15 protein-coding genes are annotated in these 18,108 nt (G+C 60.0%); 5 read left to right on the forward strand and 10 right to left on the reverse strand.

Annotation, left to right across the window (positions count from 1 at the left end; translation table 11 throughout):
- Window position 1 precedes the first annotated feature (1 nt).
- A complete protein-coding gene (pdxH, locus tag DY251_RS04370; protein WP_116622635.1) occupies window positions 2-619 on the forward strand; it encodes a pyridoxamine 5'-phosphate oxidase in 618 nt (205 codons plus the stop codon).
- A 101-nt stretch (window positions 620-720) separates the two neighbouring features.
- Window positions 721-1,230, forward strand: a complete 510-nt coding sequence (locus DY251_RS04375; RefSeq protein WP_116622636.1) for a BA14K family protein — start codon at window positions 721-723, stop codon at window positions 1,228-1,230.
- A 62-nt stretch (window positions 1,231-1,292) separates the two neighbouring features.
- Here DY251_RS04375 and DY251_RS04380 read toward each other — a convergent pair whose 3' ends face one another.
- Both DY251_RS04380 and DY251_RS04385 read right to left on the reverse strand, forming a co-directional pair.
- Window positions 1,293-2,042 carry a crotonase/enoyl-CoA hydratase family protein gene (locus DY251_RS04380; RefSeq protein ID WP_116622637.1) on the reverse strand — a complete coding sequence of 250 codons (750 nt, stop codon included), beginning with the start codon at window positions 2,040-2,042 and terminating at the stop codon, window positions 1,293-1,295.
- Window positions 2,043-2,051: 9 nt separating this feature from the next.
- The gene (locus tag DY251_RS04385; RefSeq protein WP_116622638.1) at window positions 2,052-3,830 is read right to left on the reverse strand and encodes an acyl-CoA dehydrogenase family protein; all 1,779 of its coding nucleotides are present in this window, start codon (window positions 3,828-3,830) and stop codon (window positions 2,052-2,054) included.
- A 141-nt stretch (window positions 3,831-3,971) separates the two neighbouring features.
- On the opposite strand from DY251_RS04385, the gene DY251_RS04390 reads away from it, so the two are divergent.
- Window positions 3,972-5,189 carry a glycoside hydrolase family 25 protein gene (locus tag DY251_RS04390; RefSeq protein ID WP_245415853.1) on the forward strand — a complete coding sequence of 406 codons (1,218 nt, stop codon included), beginning with the start codon at window positions 3,972-3,974 and terminating at the stop codon, window positions 5,187-5,189.
- 56 nt (window positions 5,190-5,245) lie between these two features.
- Here DY251_RS04390 and purD read toward each other — a convergent pair whose 3' ends face one another.
- A complete protein-coding gene (gene purD, locus DY251_RS04395; protein ID WP_116622639.1) occupies window positions 5,246-6,520 on the reverse strand; it encodes a phosphoribosylamine--glycine ligase in 1,275 nt (424 codons plus the stop codon).
- Window positions 6,521-6,619: 99 nt separating this feature from the next.
- Between purD and ubiA the strand changes: the two genes are divergently transcribed.
- Window positions 6,620-7,603 carry a 4-hydroxybenzoate octaprenyltransferase gene (gene ubiA, locus DY251_RS04400; RefSeq protein ID WP_116622640.1) on the forward strand — a complete coding sequence of 328 codons (984 nt, stop codon included), beginning with the start codon at window positions 6,620-6,622 and terminating at the stop codon, window positions 7,601-7,603.
- A gap of 354 nt (window positions 7,604-7,957) precedes the next feature.
- On the opposite strand, the gene DY251_RS04405 is transcribed toward ubiA, so the two are convergent.
- From DY251_RS04405 to DY251_RS04415, 3 genes are all read right to left on the reverse strand, one after another.
- Window positions 7,958-8,527: a DUF6101 family protein gene (locus tag DY251_RS04405; protein WP_116622641.1), complete on the reverse strand. Its 570-nt coding sequence runs from the start codon at window positions 8,525-8,527 to the stop codon at window positions 7,958-7,960.
- Between the two features lie 197 nt (window positions 8,528-8,724).
- Window positions 8,725-10,134 carry an FAD-binding oxidoreductase gene (locus DY251_RS04410; RefSeq protein WP_116622642.1) on the reverse strand — a complete coding sequence of 470 codons (1,410 nt, stop codon included), beginning with the start codon at window positions 10,132-10,134 and terminating at the stop codon, window positions 8,725-8,727.
- A gap of 3 nt (window positions 10,135-10,137) precedes the next feature.
- Complete coding sequence (locus DY251_RS04415) at window positions 10,138-11,103, reverse strand: L-threonylcarbamoyladenylate synthase (RefSeq protein ID WP_116622763.1); 966 nt, start codon at window positions 11,101-11,103, stop codon at window positions 10,138-10,140.
- Window positions 11,104-11,222: 119 nt separating this feature from the next.
- On the opposite strand from DY251_RS04415, the gene DY251_RS04420 reads away from it, so the two are divergent.
- Window positions 11,223-11,705 carry a hypothetical protein gene (locus DY251_RS04420; RefSeq protein WP_116622643.1) on the forward strand — a complete coding sequence of 161 codons (483 nt, stop codon included), beginning with the start codon at window positions 11,223-11,225 and terminating at the stop codon, window positions 11,703-11,705.
- Here DY251_RS04420 and glyS read toward each other — a convergent pair.
- The 4 genes from glyS to DY251_RS04440 form a co-directional block, all read right to left on the reverse strand.
- The gene (glyS, locus tag DY251_RS04425) at window positions 11,702-13,933 is read right to left on the reverse strand and encodes a glycine--tRNA ligase subunit beta (RefSeq protein WP_116622644.1); all 2,232 of its coding nucleotides are present in this window, start codon (window positions 13,931-13,933) and stop codon (window positions 11,702-11,704) included. The genes DY251_RS04420 and glyS overlap by 4 nt on opposite strands.
- Before the next feature lie 27 nt (window positions 13,934-13,960).
- Window positions 13,961-14,884, reverse strand: coding sequence for a glycine--tRNA ligase subunit alpha (locus DY251_RS04430; protein ID WP_116622645.1), 924 nt, complete (start codon window positions 14,882-14,884; stop codon window positions 13,961-13,963).
- A gap of 71 nt (window positions 14,885-14,955) precedes the next feature.
- Window positions 14,956-15,771, reverse strand: a complete 816-nt coding sequence (locus tag DY251_RS04435; protein WP_116622646.1) for a hypothetical protein — start codon at window positions 15,769-15,771, stop codon at window positions 14,956-14,958.
- Between the two features lie 262 nt (window positions 15,772-16,033).
- Window positions 16,034-18,028, reverse strand: a complete 1,995-nt coding sequence (locus DY251_RS04440; protein ID WP_116622647.1) for a tetratricopeptide repeat protein — start codon at window positions 18,026-18,028, stop codon at window positions 16,034-16,036.
- Between the last annotated feature and the right edge of the window lie 80 nt (window positions 18,029-18,108).

Here is an 18,108-nt window from a genome sequence, read left to right on the forward strand (position 1 = left end):
TATGAGCGAGCCATCCTTAACAAGAAGTGACTTCACGGAAGAGTCTGATCCCTTTAGCCTTTTCCGTCTCTGGCTGGAAGAGGCCGGAACAACCGAATTGAATGATCCCAACGCGATGGCGCTTGCGACAGTCGATGCCGACGGTCTGCCCGATGTGCGCATGGTTTTGCTCAAGGGGCTCGATGAGCGCGGCTTTGTTTTTTACACGAACTTCGAGAGCGCCAAGGGTCGCGAAATACTCGGCAATATGAAAGCGGCGCTATGTTTCCACTGGAAATCGCTGCGGCGGCAGGTGCGCGTGCGCGGCCCTGTGGAAGTGGTTACCGACGAAGAGGCGGACGCATATTTCCAATCACGTCCACGCAACAGCCGCATTGGTGCCTGGGCCTCAAAACAATCGCGCGCTCTGGAAAGCCGATTTGCGCTGGAAAAGGCGGTTGCGGAATATACGGCGCGCCATCTGGTCGGTGAAATTCCACGCCCGGCCTATTGGTCGGGCTTTCGCATCATCCCCCAAAGCATCGAGTTCTGGCATGACCGGCCATTTCGCCTGCATGACCGGGTGGTTTTCGCGCGCGATGACGAGGATGGCTGGTCTAAAACGCGCCTTTATCCATAGGGGTATCAGGCAACCATTCTTCAATTCTTGCGTTCAGCTTACGTTCAGGAGCGTTCTGGCAAAAAGCCCAACATGGGTTCTTGACCTGAAAGGAATTCGAAATGCGTAAGTTTCTCGTATCCCTCTGCGCTGCCGCGCTTTCGATCGGCACCGCAGTTTCCACAGCGGCTCCGGTGGCTGCAGCTCCGATCATTCCTATGCCAGCGCAAGCAGCGCCGGGTAGCGATGTGATCCAGGTGCAGGACTGGAACTATCGCCGAGTTCCGGCTTGGCAGCGCCACGGTGGTATTCCGGGTCGTCCGGGATTTTATCATGATCGTGGACGCTATTATTACAACGGCCATCGCGGCTATCGCGATTATCGTCCGGGCTATCGCCGGTACAATGACTTCTGGTTCCCGGCTGGCGCTTTTGTAGCAGGTGCGCTGCTTGGCGGAGCGCTGGCAGCGCCAGCACCGGCACCGGTCTATCGTGAGCCTGTACGCCGCGTATACGGAAGCGATGCCCACGTTCAGTGGTGCTACAACCGCTATCGTTCGTATCGCGCCTACGACAATACGTTCCAGCCATATAATGGCCCGCGCCAGCAGTGCTACTCGCCTTATCGGTGAGCCAATAAGCTGAGCTAGTGTTGGCGGACCTCTCAGCCAAGGCCGGTCTTTCGAGACCGGCCTTACTTTTTGCGGCTCATGAAAGTCATGAGAGCCGTCCGCGCCTCGTCAGACTTTAGGCGGTCGCGGAAATGCGCGCTTTCTTCCTGAATACGCTCCAGCAATGATGATTGCGGCGCGCGCATGAGGTCGCGAGCGATTTTGAGCGCCTGCGGCGGCTTGGCCGCAATGCGCTGCGCGGCGGCAAGCACTTCGGTTTCAAGGTCGGCTTCATCAACGACGCGATAGATAATGCCAAGCTCAAGCGCTTTTTGCGCCGGGAAGGGCTCGCCCATTGCAAGCAAGGCAAATGCCTGCTGACGGCCAATAAGCGCCGGGGCAATGAGGCTGGAACCTGCTTCCGGCACGAGGCCGAGATCGGTAAAAGGCGTGTGGAAGCTTGTGCGCGGCGTTGCGAAGGTGAGGTCGCAATGAAGATGCAGCGTGGTGCCTATGCCGACAGCAATGCCATCCGCGCCTGAAACCATCGGCTTTTCGCTGGAAGCCAGAGCCATGAGGAAATCCCATACCTCGGAGCCCCCTTCACCGCCGGTGGCGATGACCAGAAAGTCGGCAAGATCGTTTCCGGCTGAAAACGCACCGGGCACCCCTAGAAAAACATGGCAGCGAATGTCTGGATCGGCATCGCCGCTGCGCAATGCGCCCGCCATGGCGGCATACATGGAGCGCGTGAGCGCGTTCTTTTTCTCGGGACGACTGATGCGGATGATCTGAACGGCACCCTGACGTGTGATCTGGATATTTTCACTCATGTGCAAATCTCACGCCGAAATCAGCGTTGACGCCGCGGCCTGAAGACTGGCCGAACCCAACAAGACGCGCGACTTTAACGCTCCGGTTTCGCCGATAAGATTTTCGGCAAAGAAGCGGCAGAGCGCAGTGCGGGCGACATTGTCATTCGCCAGCGCGGCACGGGCAAGATATGCGCCGCCAGCGGCCAGCGCGAACAGGCGCAGATAGGGTGTTGCGCCAGACAGCGCATCGTCCATGCGACCATCCTTCTGCGCCGCGAGCAGGAAGTCGGTCGCCTCTTGCAGATCGTTCAACGCATTCTCGATAAAGTCAGCGCTAGCGCCAAAACCGTCGCGGTTGGAATCCCTTAGCCGCGAAACCTCAACGCGAAGCTCATCAATGTAACCTCGAACATGAGCGCCGCCGCTTTGCGGGAGCTTGCGGTTTACGAGATCGATGGCCTGAATGCCATTCGTGCCCTCATAGATGGGCGCGATGCGGGCATCACGATAAAACGCGGCAGCGCCGGTTTCCTCAATGAAGCCCATGCCGCCGTGAATTTGCACGCCGATGGAAGCGACATCAACGCCGACATCGGTGGAGAAAGCCTTGGCGACCGGCGTGAGAAGATTGACGCGCTCCTGCCAATGCCCGGCGTCATCGCCGCCTGCGCGCGACAGATCAGCAGCATGTGCGCAGCAATAGCTGATCGAGCGCGCAACGCGGGTGAGCACCTGCATGGTGAGAAGATTTCTCTGGACGTCCGGGTGGTAAGCGATGGGGGCCATGCCCTCGCCCTTATAGCCGGCGGCTTTGCCCTGACGGCGCTCATTTGCGTAGGAGATCGCTTTCTGGAACGCAGCTTCGGCAACAGCCACACCCTGCATGCCAACCATCAGGCGGGCGTTGTTCATCATGGTGAACATGCAGGCCAGCCCGCGATTTTCCTCGCCAATGAGGTAGCCGACCGCGCCGGGCTCGCGATCTTTCACGAAGCCATCACCGAAGATCATCGTGCAGGTGGGCGAGCCGTGAATGCCGAGCTTGTGTTCGATGGATGAGCAAAACGCATCATTGCGCGCGCCGAGCGACCCATCCTCATTCACCAGGAATTTCGGCACCAGAAAGAGGGAAATGCCGCGCGTTCCCGCTGGCGCATCCGGCAGGCGCGCAAGCACGAGATGGGCGATGTTTTCGGTAAAATCATGCTCGCCATAGGTGATGAAAATCTTCTGGCCGAAGATGCGATATGTGCCATCGCCAGCGCGTTCGGCGCGGGAGCGAAGTGCATTGAGGTCTGACCCGGCCTGCGGCTCGGTCAGGTTCATGGTGCCCATCCATTCGCCGGACACCAGCTTTTCCAGAAACTTCTGCTTGAGGTCGTCGGAAGCGTGCTTTTCGATGGCCTCGACGGCACCCATCGTCAGCATCGGGCCAAGGCCGAAGGCCATCGATGCAGAGTTCCACATTTCGGTTGCGGCGACGGCAAGCATGGTGGGCAAGCCCTGCCCGCCAAACTCTTCCGGGCCGGACAGCGCGTTCCAGCCGCCCTCGCGCCAACGGGCATAAAGATCGCGCCAGCCATCCGGCGTCTTGACCGCGCCATCCTTATAAACTGCGCCCTGCCTGTCGCCATTGACCGCGAGCGGCGCGACTTCATCTGTGGCAAAGCGCCCGGCTTCCTCGATGATCGCATCGACCAGATCGCCGGAAAGGTGGCCCAAGCGGCCATCATGCATCGCCGCATCAAGGCCAGCCACATTCTTCAGCGTGAATGCAATTTCCTCAACGGGGGCGCGATAGGTCATTGATGTTCTCCTGTGTAGTCACGGCCTACATCTCACTTACGTAAGCGTCAAATGGAGATTGGTATAAGGCGCACGAAGCTGGCGGCAGAGTCAATTCGTTAACCATGTTTGAGCCACCATCCCGCATTGAAGGAAAAATGCGTGGTGGGAACAAGGCGCGTCATTGCCGGGGTGATTGGAATTCTGGCGGTGATCTGCGTCAGTTTGCCAGCAGTCGCGTCTGAATTTTCCAAGCCCTGGACGCGGCCGGACCGGGCGCTCGTGCTGGATGCCTACGAATATAATGAGCTGGATTGGCGCGAACTGGCGCAGGACAAGCGCATTGTCGCCTTCATCAACAAGGCGTCAGACGGCCTGCCGCCGCCCTATTTCTGCACGGGTCAGGAGACGGAATATAAGCTGTGCAAAGCACTGTGGAAACGCCACGCGGTTGCGCGCGAATTATTCCAAACGCGCCGAACATTGGCAAAGGCGTTAGGGCTGAAATGGGGCGCATATCATCTTGCGCGACCCGGCAATCCGCTGGAGCAGGCGCGCAATTTTCTCGATTTTGCAGAGCCGGAACCAGATGATTTGATGGCGCTGGACATTGAGGACAACGATCCATCCCAATGGATGTCGCTGGACGATGCCGAGATTTTCGTGCGCGAGATCAACCGGCGCACCGGGCGGTTTCCGATGCTTTACACGAATGGGACGACCGCCAAACATATCGCCGACAATGCGTGGCGCTATCGCCTGCTTTCGCGGTTGCCGCTTTGGTATGCGCGCTACAAGCCCGAAATCGGAATGCATTTTCCCAAGGGGAACTGGGATAGCTACGCGCTCTGGCAATTTGCCTCACAGGTAAATTGCAACAAGCGCGCTTGCCCATACCGGGTGAAAGGCGCGGGCAATGATATTGACGTGAACGTGTCCACCATGTCGCCCGATGAACTGCGTGATGCCTGGCCGTTTGGAGGGCTGGTGCAGCAGCGTGTTGAGTTGGTGGCGAGCGTGCCGGTGCCATTTCCGCGCGAAAAGGCGCTGACCGGTGAGGTGGAGATTATTTACGCGGCGGTATCGAATTTGCCGGCGGCGAGCGAGAACTGGCCCGCCGAGGTGTCCGTCGCGCAACTGACGCCAAACCCAGAAACGATGTTTACTTTTGCGGCGGCGTATCTCGGTACGGCCGTGAGCGCTGGGCAAGCCGCGATCGAGCGGTGGCTGGGAAAGAGAGCGCCGGGCGTGGATATGACCGCAACGGCTGCCATTGCGCCCGAGTCGATCAGGCGCAGCGACATGCCGGTGTTTTTGTTGACGGACGGCAGCGATTTTTCGGAGTTGCTCGTGCCGCAGGCCAAGAAATCAGCTTTCTAATCCGCTCTTGTAGCCTCAAAAGTACCCCTCATCCGGCAGGCGGATGAGGGATAACTTTACGCTTTTTCGCGCTCCACAGCGCGCCAGCCAATGTCCCGGCGGCAGAAGCCACCCGGCCAGTCGATAACATCGACGGCGCGGTAGGCGGCAGCCTGCGCCTCGCCAACCGTTTTGCCGGTGGCCGTAACGTTGAGCACGCGGCCGCCATTGGCGATGATTTGGCCGTCCCGAAGTGCAGTGCCCGCATGGAAAATCTGCGCGCCGGTTTTGCCTGCCGCATCCAGCCCACGAATGACGCTGCCTTTTTCCGGAGTGCCGGGATAACCCTTAGCGGCCATGACCACCGTCAGCGCCGGATCGTCGCGCCAGCGCACGCTTGTATGTTCAAGCTGGCCGTCGGTTGCAGCGTTCAGCAGCACCAGAAGATCATCCTTGAGGCGCATCATCAGCACCTGACATTCGGGATCGCCAAAGCGCACATTGTATTCGATGAGCTTCGGGCCATCCTTCGTTATCATCAGCCCGGCAAACAGAATGCCCGCAAAGGGCGCGCCGATTTCGACCATGCCGCGCATGGTCGGCTCGATGATTTCGCGCATGGTGCGCTCGACCATTGCAGCATCCATGACCGGCGCAGGCGAATAAGCGCCCATGCCGCCAGTGTTCGGGCCGGTGTCGCCATCGCCGACGCGCTTGTGATCCTGCGCCGTGCCGAACGGCAGCGCTGTTTTGCCGTCGCAGAGGCAAAAGAAGCTGGCTTCCTCGCCGTCAAGGAACTCCTCGACAACGACTTCGGCCCCTGCCCCGCCGAATGCGCCAGAAAAACAGGCGTCAATGGCGTCCAGCGCTTCGGATTCGATCATGGCGACGGTAACGCCCTTGCCAGCGGCCAGACCGTCTGCCTTCACGACAATCGGCGCGCCGTGCTGGCGGATGTAAGCCTTGGCGGCCTCGGCATTGTCGAACCGACCAAATGCGCCGGTCGGGATGTTGAAACGCGCGCAGAGCTCTTTCGTGAAGGCTTTTGAACCTTCCAGTTGCGCTGCTTTTTGCGACGGACCGAAGACGCGGATGCCCGCGCCACTCAGAGCGTCGGCGATGCCCGCAACGAGCGGCGCTTCCGGCCCGACAACAACGAGGCCGATGTCATGTTCTTTGCAGAATGCGATAATGGCGGCGTGGTCGTCGATGTTGAGCGCGACGAGTTCGGCCTCATCGGCAATGCCCGGATTGCCCGGCGCAGCATAAAGCTTGCCCAGCAAGGGCGATGCCGCCAGTTTCCACGCAAGCGCATGTTCGCGCCCGCCGGAGCCGAGAAGAAGGACGTTCATCGCTAATCCCTGAGTCAGTTTGTCCCTGTTCCGGTATTGTGCGTGCCGCGTCGGGTCAAGGTCTTGACGCGCAATGCACACCCTGCCACTGGCCTAGGCATGGAAACGATACAATCCCGATCCGGCCAAGGTCGCGTTGCCGACGCGCCAAGCGGCCACTGGGTTTACCGCGCCCTGCCGCGCGGCCTTTGGCCTTATGCGCAACTGGCGCGATGGGACAGGCCAATCGGCTGGATATTGCTGCTTTGGCCGTGCTGGTGGTCAACAGCGCTGGCCGCGACCGCTCACGCGACTGTGGGCCGACCGCTTTTGGAATTGCTGCCGAACCCTTGGCATCTCGCGCTGTTTCTCGTGGGCGCGATTGCGATGCGCGGCGCTGGCTGCACCTACAACGATCTCATTGACGAAGGCATTGACGCCCAGGTGGAACGCACCCGCTCGCGCCCCCTGCCCTCCGGCCAGGTTACGCGCAAACAGGCGTGGGGCTTTCTGGTTGCGCAGGCGCTGGTCGGGCTGGCCGTGCTGCTGCAGTTCAACTGGTTTACGGTGGTGCTGGGCCTGGCGTCGCTCGCCGTGGTGGCGATTTATCCGTTTATGAAAAGAATCACCAACTGGCCCCAATTCGTTCTGGGACTTGCGTTTTCCTGGGGTGCGTTGATGGGTTGGGCGGCGACATATGGCTCGCTGGACGTGCCCGCGCTGCTGCTCTACGCGGGCTCGATCCTGTGGGTGATCGGCTACGACACCATCTACGCGCATCAGGACAAGGAAGACGACGCAATTGTCGGTGTACGCTCTACCGCGCGGCTGTTTGGAAAGAACACTGAGCTTTGGCTGTATGGCCTGTATGGCGGGGCGCTCGCTTGTTTTGCAGGAGCGTTTGCGAATGCGATCGTGCCAATGCCCGCGCTGGCAGGGCTGTTGGCCGCGGGCGCGCATATGCATCGCCAGATCCGTACGCTCGATATTGATGATCCCGACCAGTGCCTGAAACTGTTCAAATCAAACAGTGTCGTGGGCTGGCTGATTTTCCTCGGCCTTGTCGGCGGCGGCATATGGGTGGCGGTGAAGCCGCTGTTTTGAGCAACAGGGCAAACAGTCACCGAGGGGCTGTATTTTCTCGTTCGCCCCTCTGGTGACCGGGGGATTAGAAAGCCGTTTACAGACGACCGCCTTGGCCTTTAAGCCGCAAGGCTCTGGACATAGCCAAGGCTCCCCCGACCATAAGGACGAGGAGATGTCGTTACGGTCAACATCGACCGCTGTAAATGGGGTTTCTAAGCCCCAGAACCGGCCAGACGACCGATTCGAGCGGGACTTTATTCTACAATATGCTAAAATAAAAGAGGGGTCGTTTTAGCCAATAATTCGCATGGTTGCGCTGCCCCTGACTGCCGACTGGCAAGTGAGAGGCAGCGTGAACGTCGAAAGGTTTGGTCAAGCCCGTGCGATGATTTCCTCGCCGCGGACGACGAGGCGCACGCCCAGTGATCCGGCCTTGCGGCGCATGAGGAAACGCGGACGGCGTTTTGCCGTGCGACTGCGGCGCTTGCGGCGCTCGATCGGCGTGCGGGCAACAATGCCGCCGCCAAGCGACTCCTCCAGCGTGCGCGGCGTGCCATCGGCCTCCACGAGCAGCATGGGAAGCTTGTATTCCACGGCCCATGCGCGCCAATCAGCAGCGACATCATCGAGATCGCGGGCAACAAGCAGCGGCACCGACAGCGCCGGGTCTTCGTGCATGAGTTCGAGCGTGACGGTGAGATTGCCCTCGCCATCCTCAAGCGCTCGCGCAGCGACGCCGAGGAATGCGCGCACCGGCAGCGCAATCGTCATTGGCAGACCACTGCGTTCCAGCGCACGGCGGATGACCGCGCCCTTGTAATTGATCGAATAGGTAATCCCGCCGGCTTCGTCTTCAGTTTCGAAGCTGACAGTTTGGCCCAAACGGAACGGGTCGAGGCGCATGGTTCGCCCCGCCCAGACCGGCTTCAGTCTGGTATTCATCAGTGTTGCCTTCCTGTTAGTCCTGAGAGCCGGTTTTCCGGTCTTCTCTGGGCCGGTGTTCCCGGCCTCTTATGTCTGGAAGGCTATCGCGGTGGTCTTATCTGACCGCTTAACAAGTTCGGTTAAATTTGTCTGATCGGGCTCGATGGTTAGCGAAACCCCAAGGAAACATTGCTTTCAGGTTAATTAGTCCAGTCTCATATGACTTTGCCGGGGTTCATGATGCCCGCCGGATCGAACGAGGATTTGATGCGACGCATGAGATCAATGGCGACCGGCGGCGCGGTGGCAATCAACTCATCCCGCTTGAGAACGCCGATGCCATGCTCGGCGGAAATGGAACCATCCATCGCGCGCACAACATCATGCACGGCGTGGTTCATCGGCTTGTAGAGCGCCAGAAACGCCTCGGGGTTAGCCCCCACAGGCTGGCTGACATTGTAGTGCAGATTGCCGTCGCCCATGTGGCCGAAGCAACAGACGCGCGCGCCGGGGCTGACGCTTTCCACAGCCTTTGCCGCGCGGACAATAAATGCAGGAATAGCCGCGACCGGCACGGAAATATCGTGCTTGATGGAAGCACCCTCCGGCTTCTGCGCTTCCGGCAGATTTTCGCGCAACTGCCAGAAGTCACGCGCCTGCGAGAGGTTTGCCGCAATGGCGGCGTCTTCAATAACGCCATCCTCCAGCGCGGATTCCAAGATGGATTCGATGAGCGCGCGTGCATCTTCGCCGGAGCGACCGGAGGAAATTTCCATCAGCACATACCATTCGTAATCCAGCGGAATGGGGCATGGCGGCGATGGCAGGTGCAGCGCGGCAAACTCCAGCGGTGTGCGGTGCGCCAGTTCGAACATTGTGAGCCCTGCCCCCGCCGCCTCGTTTGCGCGACCAAACAGGGCAAGCGCTGCTTCCGGTGAGGCGAGGCCGATCCAGGCCATCTCGCGGCCTTTGGGCTTTGGAAAAAGCTTTACCACTGCCGCCGTGATGACACCGAGCGTGCCTTCCGCTCCGATGAACAGGTCTTTGAGGTCATAACCCGTATTGTCCTTCTTGAGCTTGCGCAGATCGTCCAGCACCTCCCCGGTGGGCAAGACGACTTCGAGGCCAAGGCACAAATCGCGCGCGACGCCATAAGCCAACGCGCCGACACCGCCCGCATTGGAAGACAAATTGCCGCCGATTTCGCACGAACCCTGCGAGGCCAGCGCCAAGGGATAAAGCCGATCTGCCTGATCCGCCGCCTGTTGCAGCGTTTCGAGGATGACACCCGCATCGACGGTTGCGGTGTTGGAATGCGTGTCGATTTCGCGGATGCGGTTAAGGCGCGACAGCGACAGCACAATCTGGCCGCCGGATTTGTCGGGCATCTGGCCGCCAACCAGCCCGGTGTTGCCCCCCTGTGGCACGACCGGCGTGCGCGTTTCGGTGGCAAGCGCCATGATGCGGCTGACTTCATCAACCGAACCGGGGCGCAGAACGAGCGGCGTTACGCCACCATAAAGGCCGCGTGGTTCCGACACGAAAGGCACGATGTCTGCCCCGGCGCGCACGGCATATTTTTCACCGACAATGGCGGCGAAACGGCCAATGAGAGCATCATCCATGCATCAAACTCCATTGCGGGGCGCAGCAGCGCGCTTCAGGCGGTCATTAATAGCCTCGCCCAGACCTTCCAGCGGAACAGGCTCGACGGCAATCACCGATGCGCCCGAGGCATCCAGTTGCCGCATATATTCAAAGAGATTGGCCGCGGCCTGCCGCAGATCGCCGGACGGCGACAGGTTGAGCATGGCCGACGCGTGGGCTGTATTTTCGACGCGGGTGGGACCGAAGGCGAGCAGCGCTTCGCCGGGTTCCAAACGACTGACACTGAGGCGCATATGCGCATTGGGTGCGTAATGCGACAGCAACATGCCCGGCGCCTGAACCTTACCGGAATGTTCGCGCGTGAGCGGCATACCGGCAATGCGTTCGATGTCTTCGGCAGATGCTCCACCGGGGCGAAGCAGATAGACGCGCCCGCTATCCACCTTGACGATGGTGGATTCCACGCCAACGGGTGTTTGACCGCCATCGACGATCAATTCGACCTTGCCGCCGAGATCATTCGCGACAGCCTGCGCGGTGGTGGAGCTGATGCGGCCCGAACTATTCGCGCTGGGGGCAGCGATGGGGCGGCCGAGCCGCGCAATAAGGCCAGAAGCAAAGCCTCTCGGCATTCTAAGTGCAATCGTATCCAGACCTGCCGTGACCAGATCATGCACCGGCGCGCCAGAAAGCAGGGGCAGAACGATGGTGAGCGGGCCGGGCCAAAACGCAGCAGCGAGCTTTTCGGAAAGCGGGTCGAAGGCGGCCATGCGGCGCGCCATATCCATATCCGAAACATGAGCGATCAGCGGATTGAAACGCGGCCTGCCCTTGGCCTCGAATATGCGCGCCACCGCAGCGCCGTTGCTGGCATCAGCCGCCAGCCCGTAAACCGTTTCCGTGGGCAGCGCGACCAAGCCGCCGCGCGAAAGCACGGCCAGTGCCTCATCTGTTGCCGAAACTGCGTTTGCGATGCGTGTTTCCATGCTGCGCTTGCTATCGCCGCGCGCGACCGGCTGCAAGCCAATCGCTCAATTGCTGTCTATTTCTTCAATCGGGCTGAAAGAGCCATTGATTAATAGAGCCGCGTGAGCGGAGCGGAACTATGCGTATTCAAGTTGCGATAATTGTCGTCGGCAGTCTGTTTGCTGGCGAGGCGGCGGCATCTTCAATCTTGGAGGTCGAAAGCGGTGGCGCGCATTCCTCGCGCTCTGTGATGGTCATCCAGCCAGCACAAAATTCAACATCCGTCGATGTGCTTTCAGCAAATGGCATGGCGCCGTTGAGCCGGTCCGTCATCGCGATAGGCGAGCCACCGGCCGTAAGCAACGAACGTGTTGCAGCGATCAGTTCTGGAAATGCACCGACAGTGCTGCGCGGAGGCGTGTTCGGGGACGCTACGCCAGCGCCGGTTGTTGAGGAAGAACAGCCGAAGCCGCTGAGCCGCCCCGAACAGCGCAAAAAGGATCGCGATGAGCGTCGCGCCGTTCGCGAGGCGATTGAATTTGGCGAGCCTTTGCCCGCGCAGGCAGAGACGCAGGAACCCGCAGTCGACCAGCCAGCCGAAACGCAGCAGTCCGGCAGCTAACCGGCGATTTTCGAGAAATCGGCCACCTGACCCGTTGCCGCGCGAATGCGGGACAGCAGCGCCAGACGGTTCGCGCGGACATTCTCGTCAGGATCGTTTACGAGCACTGCTTCAAAGAATGAATCAACTGGTTCACGCAACACGCTAAGCGCGCGCATGGCACCGGAAAAGTCTTCATTCTGAATCGCTTGGCCCGCATCCTTCTCAGCTTGATTCACCGCCGCAGCCAGCTTTTTCTCGGCATCTTGCTTGAGTAGCGAGGCATCGACCGCATCCGCAACGCGCGTGCCTTTCTTCTCTTCCGCCGCAAGAATGTTTGCCGCACGCTTGGTTCCAGCCAGCAGATTCTTGCCGTCCTCGCTATCGAGGAAAGCGCCCAGCGCTTCCACACGGCGAACGATTGCAAGCAGATCGTCAGACTGCGGCGTGATCACCGCGTCGATAAGATCATGCCGCGCACCCTGATCGCGGAGATAGACCTTTAGACGGTCATGGAAGAAGGAGAGGAGGTCGCGAGCAACGCTTCTGCCGTCATCAGTGTGGTCACTCGAACTTAAACGGTCCCCAGCACCACTCCCAGCATCATGTTCCAAAAGCTGGTCAACCCAACGATTTCGTTGACGGTAAGCGACTTCGATGATTGGTATGCGTAGATCGCTTTCCAACAAAGTTCGAATGACGCCGAGGGCGGCGCGGCGAAGCGCGTAAGGGTCTTTTGAGCCGGTCGGCTTTTCGTCGATGGCCCAGAAGCCGACAAGCGTGTCCAGCTTGTCGGCCAGCGCAACGGCGATGGCGACCGTATCCGACGGAATGTGGTCGGATGGGCCTTGCGGCTTATAGTGATCCTCAAGCGCGGCGGCGACGGATTCGTTTTCGCCTTGCAGCAGCGCATATTTGCGGCCCATCGCGCCCTGCAGTTCGGGAAACTCGCCAACGACTTCGGTTTGCAGATCGGCCTTCGCCAGCACAGCAGCGCGGCGCGCGAGCTTTGGATCGGCACCTACGAGCAGAGCCAGTTCTTCCGCAAGCGCCGCGATGCGCGCGACCCGTTCGCCCTGCGTGCCGATTTTGGCGTGGAAGGTTACGCCGAGCCTGTCCAGCCGCGCCATGCGCTGATCCAGCGGCTTGGAAAGATCCAGATCGAACCTTGCGGCGGATTCTTGCAGCGTGTCGAGATCGGGAAGATCGTGCTGGTCGGTCTGCCAGAAATAGAGCGCATCGGAGAGGCGCGCGCGCACGACCTTGCCATTGCCACGCGCGATTTCAACGCCGCCGTCCTTTGCGTCGATGTTCGACGTAAGAAGGAAATGGTTCGACAGCTTCGCTTCGTCGCCTGCGGCATCGCCCGGACGCGTGACAAAGCATTTCTGGTTGGCTCGGATGGTGAGCCGGATGACCTCGGCGGGGATGGCGAGAAATTCCTTCTCGAAGGTTCCCATCAGCACGACAGGCCATTCGACAAGGCCGGAGACTTCTTCCAGCAGGCCCTCGTCCTCGACCATCTCAAGACCGTTTGCGAAGGCGAGATTGACAGCGTCCGCGCGGATGATTTCCTTGCGGCGCTCGGCGTCGAGAATGACCTTCGCGGCTTCGAGCTTGGAGACATAATCATCGAAGCGGCGCACGACGATGTCTTCCGGTGCATGAAAACGGTGGCCGTAAGTGATGTTGCCGGAGCGGATGCCATCGACCTCGAAATCCACCACGACAGGCTCTTCGGTTTCCGGGCCGAAGGTGCAAACGATGGATTGCAGCGGGCGCACCCAACGCAGCGCACCCGGCTTGGCTGACGCCTTGCCCCAACGCATCGACTTCGGCCACGGGAAGCTGCGGATGATGGCGGGGATCAACTCCGCGATGATTTCTTCCGCCGAACGACCAGGCCTGGAGAGGTGTGCGACGTAAAAATCGCCCTTCTTCGGATCGTTGTGGATATGGGCCTGCGAAATGTCGAACAGGCCCGCCTTGCGCAAAAAACCTTGCACGGCCTGCTCTGGCGCGGTGGTGGACGGGCCTTTGATTTCCTCGTGCACGTCGCGCGAGCGCGCCGTCACGCCGCGGAGGTCCAGCGTCAAACGGCGCGGGGTCCAGTATTCGCGCGCGGCTTCGTAGGTCAGACCGGCATCAACAAGGCCATCAGTGACCATCTTCCGCAGGTCGCCCGCCGCCTTGCGCTGCATGCGGGCGGGAATTTCCTCGGAGCGGAGTTCAAGAAGAAGATCAGGCATGACTGGCTCTTGATGTCTTTGTGCAGGTCAAGCGGCGCGAAGCAGCGCACCGCCCGCTTCGGTTTGCAGGAAGGCTTCGCCGCAGGCTTTCGCCAGTTCGCGCACCTTCAGAATGTAACTTTGCCGCTCGGTGACGGAGATAACGCCGCGCGCATCCAGCAGATTGAAGATGTGGCTGGCCTTGATGCACTGATCATAGGCCGGGAACACCATGCGGTGACGCTCGCCATCGGCCAGCGGTGCGCCTGCGGCCAGCAGAGCGCGGCATTCCGCCTCCGCGTCGACAAAGTGGCGCAGCAGCGCTTGCGTGTTGGCGAACTCGAAATTGTGCCGCGAATATTCCTGCTCAGCCTGCAGGAACACGTCGCCGTAAGTGACCTTGCCCTCGCCCTCGACGCCGTTGAAATTCAGGTCGTAAACATTGTCCACGCCCTGCACATACATTGCGAGGCGCTCAAGGCCGTAGGTCAATTCGCCGGAGACAGGCGCGCATTCAATGCCACAGACCTGCTGGAAATAGGTGAACTGCGACACTTCCATGCCGTCGCACCAGCACTCCCAACCGAGCCCCCACGCGCCGAGCGTCGGGCTTTCCCAATCGTCCTCGACGAAACGGATGTCGTGCAGCAGCGGATCAATGCCAATTGCTTCCAACGAGCCGAGATAAAGCTCCTGCAAGTTTGACGGATTCGGCTTCAGGATCACCTGATACTGATAATAGTGCTGAAGGCGGTTCGGATTTTCGCCATAACGCCCATCCTTGGGACGGCGTGACGGCTGCACATAGGCTGCGTTCCACGGTTTCGGGCCAAGCGCGCGCAGGGTGGTAGCCGGGTGAAACGTGCCCGCGCCAACTTCCATGTCGTAAGGTTGCAGAATCGCGCAACCGCGCGCCGCCCAATAGGCGTGCAAGGTCAGGATTAGGCCCTGAAAAGAACGGGCCGGATTCATGGCGTTGGACACGGAAGCCTCGCGCTAGGTCGCACTCGTGGCGCTTGTCCTAGTGAGCGCGCTCCCATGCGTCAAGCGATGGTGGCCATCCGGCGCGCATGAAGAAGCTTCTGAATGCCGCTCGCTGCAATCAGCGCAAAGAGCGCAATCCATGCGATTGTGCCGGGGGCGGCCCATGTCACGCGATGAACGGCGAGGTCTGTGAGTACGAGGCCGAGTATGGCGAGCGCGCCCACCATGATTTCCGCAGTGGCAACGACGAGGAAGTCCTCGCGCGTGCCATTGCGCGCGAGGAGCCAAACGCCTGCCGCGCCACTGAGGAAAATCGCGCTGTAGGTTTGTGCATGGAAAATATCGATGTGCCACGGCCAGAAAGCGGTGCTTTGCAACGGCAAGGCAAGCAGCGCTGCGCCATATAAAGCGAGCAGCATCCATTCGAGATTGAGCCAGGTGAGCAAGGATGGCGCGAGCCTGGGGCCGTGCACAACGGGCTTGCTGCGGCTGGCGAACAGAACATAGCCGGATACGATCACCGAGAGGATATAGACCGCGTACCAGATCCACGGCGCCTTGCGCGCGAAATTAAACATGCCGTGGTGCACCAGCGACGTCGCGGTGACGACGAGCGTGAAGGTGAACGCCATGAAAAGGATCAACCGCCCCGGCGACCAGCGGTTCCAGACCAGCAGAAACAGCATTACTGCGATTTCTGCAGTGTAAAAACTGCCGAGGAAGCGCGCGTTGAACGGCGCGACATCCCACGGCCAGCGCGGACGCACGAGAGCGGGCGTGAAGAAAAGCCCCGCCCCGACGAGAAGCACAATGATGACGCCTGCGGAAAATATCCGCAGCGCCGGATGCAGGCTTGGGTTTTCAGCACGCGCCATTGGTCGTGCAAAATAGCGCGAAAGCTGAGGGCGGCCTAGGGTGTTTTGGGCGCTGAGCGAGCCCCCTCATCCGCCTGACGGCACCTTCTCCCTCAAGGGGAGAATGGGAAAGTGTCTACGTTGACTTCAATCGCAAGCGTTGCAAAGCGAGCGAGGCGTTTAAACTGTCCCCTTACCACCTGTGAGGTGCGGAATGGTCCGCGAAGCGTATTGGGGGGTAATTTCACCCACCGCAACCAGCATCAGTCAGCCATCCAAAGCGTCAGTCGGCGATCGGCAGGATCAATTGCTGGCCCGGCGTCAGTTGACCTGGATTGCGCAGTTGTGGGTTGAGATTGAGAATCTCGCGATAGCGCTCACCATTGCCAAGCTTGTCCACGGCAATTGACCAAAGTGACTGGCCGGGCTGCACGACATATTGCGCGCTGGTGGCAGGAAAAGTCGGTTGAGCCGCCGGTGCTTCCGTTTTCTTGTCGGGCACGGGCGCAGGGGCCGGTTGCTCCACAGGCTTCGGCGCATCCTTGGAGTTTGCGGCAGCCTTGTTTTCAATGGGCGGCAAGCCCTCGCGCAACTTCTTTTCGACCGAAGCGAGCACATCCGGCTCCGGCTTCATGTCGCGTGCATGACGCCACTGGAAGGTTGCCTCAAGCTGGCGACCCGCACGCCAATAGGCATCGCCGAGATGATCGTTCAAGACCGGATCTTCCGGCTTGAGCGAAACGGCGCGTTCAAGCTCGTTTACGGCCTCTTCATAACGGCCAAGCTTGTAATAAGCCCAGCCGAGCGAATCCACGATGTAACCGTCGCTTGGACGCAGATCGACCGCCTTGCGGATGAGGTTCAGCCCTTCCTCAAGGTTCATGTCCATATCGATCCAGGAATAGCCGAGATAGTTCAGCACCTGCGGCTGATTTGGATATAATTCCAATGCCTTGCGGAAATTCGGCTCGGCCTTCGGCCATTCCTTGATGCGCTCATAGGCAATGCCGCGCTGATAGAAAATGCTCCAGTCGTCACGCGTCGGGTTCTTCAGATGCTCGACCGCCTGATCGTAAAGCGTGGCTGCATCGCGGAAATTTTCCTTCGACGCGTAAACGCTGCCAAGCGCGAGATAGGTGCGCATGTCATTCGGATCATCCGCAAGAATCTTTTTGAGATGCGAAACGGCCTCATCCTGCTTGTCCAGATCGGCAAGGTTCAGCGCGACCTGCGTTTCGGCCAGCTTCTTGAACGGCGAGGTTGCAGGAACGCGGGTATAGAGATCAATCGCCGCCTGCGCGTCCTGCTTCTGCTCCGCACCTTCAGCAAGCTGCATCAGGATCAGATCATTGTCCGGCGAAAGCGCCAGCGCATATTGGAGATAAAGTCGGACAAGCGGCTCGCCTCCATCACGCTCGAGCGCAGCGCCGATGTTCAGCAGCGCTTCCGATATGCCCGCAGCGGCAGTAGGCGCTAACGGCCTGATTTCCTTGCCTTCCTTGATCTGCGTGCGAAGTGCCTCAATCGGGAGGCGACCGGGCGCAAATGCGTCTGCCTTGTCAAGAGCGGCAAGCGCATCATCCTTGCGACCTTCGCGGGCCAGAAAGCCCGCATAGGCCTCAGCTGCGCGCAAATAGGTGCCGGGCGCAATCGGCCCCTGCTCCACATTGTCCAAAGTCAGGCCGAACGTCTCGTCGGCCTTCGGCTTCATGCCAGCCGCTTCTTCGATCAGAGCTTGATGATAGGACGTGAAAAGCGCGTACCAATCCGGGCCCTGCAAGGTTTCGAGATAGCTGACCGCGCCTTTCGCATCTCCCGCGCCGTATTTCGACCACGCCGTGATCAGCCCGGCGATAAGAGCATCCACATCCGACTGAAGCGCAAGCTTCATCATGTTCTGCGCGCCGGCGAAATCCTTCTTGCGAATGTCGTCAATGGCCAATGCGAGACGAGAAAAGCGCTCGGCCTCGGGCACGGTCTTGAGCGCCTTTGCGTAAGGCAACGCCTCATCGAAGCGACCGGTAGAAATCAGCGCGAGAAGCAGGTTCTGCTTGATTTCAGCATCATCCGGCTGGAACGACAGTGCGCGCTTATAATAGGCAATCGCATCGTCCAGATCGTCGTCTGACTCCGCTACACGCGCCGCCAGATAGGAACCGGAGAAGGACCGCACTTCCACGGGAGGCTCGGATTGTTTTGCAAAAGCGGGCGCACCCGCCGGCACGAATGCCGCAATTGCCGCCAGGCCCAGTAGCCAGCTGGCTCGTTTCTGCTGCATCTTCGTCCTTTCAACAAAAGCCGGAAACGCCCATCCGGCCAGAATCGCGCAGGCGATATTTCAGGAAAGCATGGCCTTTT

The sequence above is a fragment of the Mesorhizobium denitrificans genome, from assembly GCF_003403035.1.
Lineage (GTDB): Bacteria > Pseudomonadota > Alphaproteobacteria > Rhizobiales > Rhizobiaceae > Mesorhizobium_G > Mesorhizobium_G denitrificans.

What these genes read in the sequence shown, in the direction of transcription:
- pdxH (WP_116622635.1), top strand. Translation starts at nt 2, where the DNA reads ATGAGCGAGCCATCCTTAACAAGAAGTGACTTCACGGAAGAGTCTGAT.
- DY251_RS04375 (WP_116622636.1), top strand. Translation starts at nt 721, where the DNA reads ATGCGTAAGTTTCTCGTATCCCTCTGCGCTGCCGCGCTTTCGATCGGC.
- DY251_RS04380 (WP_116622637.1), bottom strand. Translation starts at nt 2,042, where the DNA reads ATGAGTGAAAATATCCAGATCACACGTCAGGGTGCCGTTCAGATCATC.
- DY251_RS04385 (WP_116622638.1), bottom strand. Translation starts at nt 3,830, where the DNA reads ATGACCTATCGCGCCCCCGTTGAGGAAATTGCATTCACGCTGAAGAAT.
- purD (WP_116622639.1), bottom strand. Translation starts at nt 6,520, where the DNA reads ATGAACGTCCTTCTTCTCGGCTCCGGCGGGCGCGAACATGCGCTTGCG.
- ubiA (WP_116622640.1), top strand. Translation starts at nt 6,620, where the DNA reads ATGGAAACGATACAATCCCGATCCGGCCAAGGTCGCGTTGCCGACGCG.
- DY251_RS04405 (WP_116622641.1), bottom strand. Translation starts at nt 8,527, where the DNA reads ATGAATACCAGACTGAAGCCGGTCTGGGCGGGGCGAACCATGCGCCTC.
- DY251_RS04410 (WP_116622642.1), bottom strand. Translation starts at nt 10,134, where the DNA reads ATGGATGATGCTCTCATTGGCCGTTTCGCCGCCATTGTCGGTGAAAAA.
- DY251_RS04415 (WP_116622763.1), bottom strand. Translation starts at nt 11,103, where the DNA reads ATGGAAACACGCATCGCAAACGCAGTTTCGGCAACAGATGAGGCACTG.
- DY251_RS04420 (WP_116622643.1), top strand. Translation starts at nt 11,223, where the DNA reads ATGCGTATTCAAGTTGCGATAATTGTCGTCGGCAGTCTGTTTGCTGGC.
- glyS (WP_116622644.1), bottom strand. Translation starts at nt 13,933, where the DNA reads ATGCCTGATCTTCTTCTTGAACTCCGCTCCGAGGAAATTCCCGCCCGC.
- DY251_RS04430 (WP_116622645.1), bottom strand. Translation starts at nt 14,884, where the DNA reads ATGAATCCGGCCCGTTCTTTTCAGGGCCTAATCCTGACCTTGCACGCC.
- DY251_RS04435 (WP_116622646.1), bottom strand. Translation starts at nt 15,771, where the DNA reads ATGGCGCGTGCTGAAAACCCAAGCCTGCATCCGGCGCTGCGGATATTT.
- DY251_RS04440 (WP_116622647.1), bottom strand. Translation starts at nt 18,028, where the DNA reads ATGCAGCAGAAACGAGCCAGCTGGCTACTGGGCCTGGCGGCAATTGCG.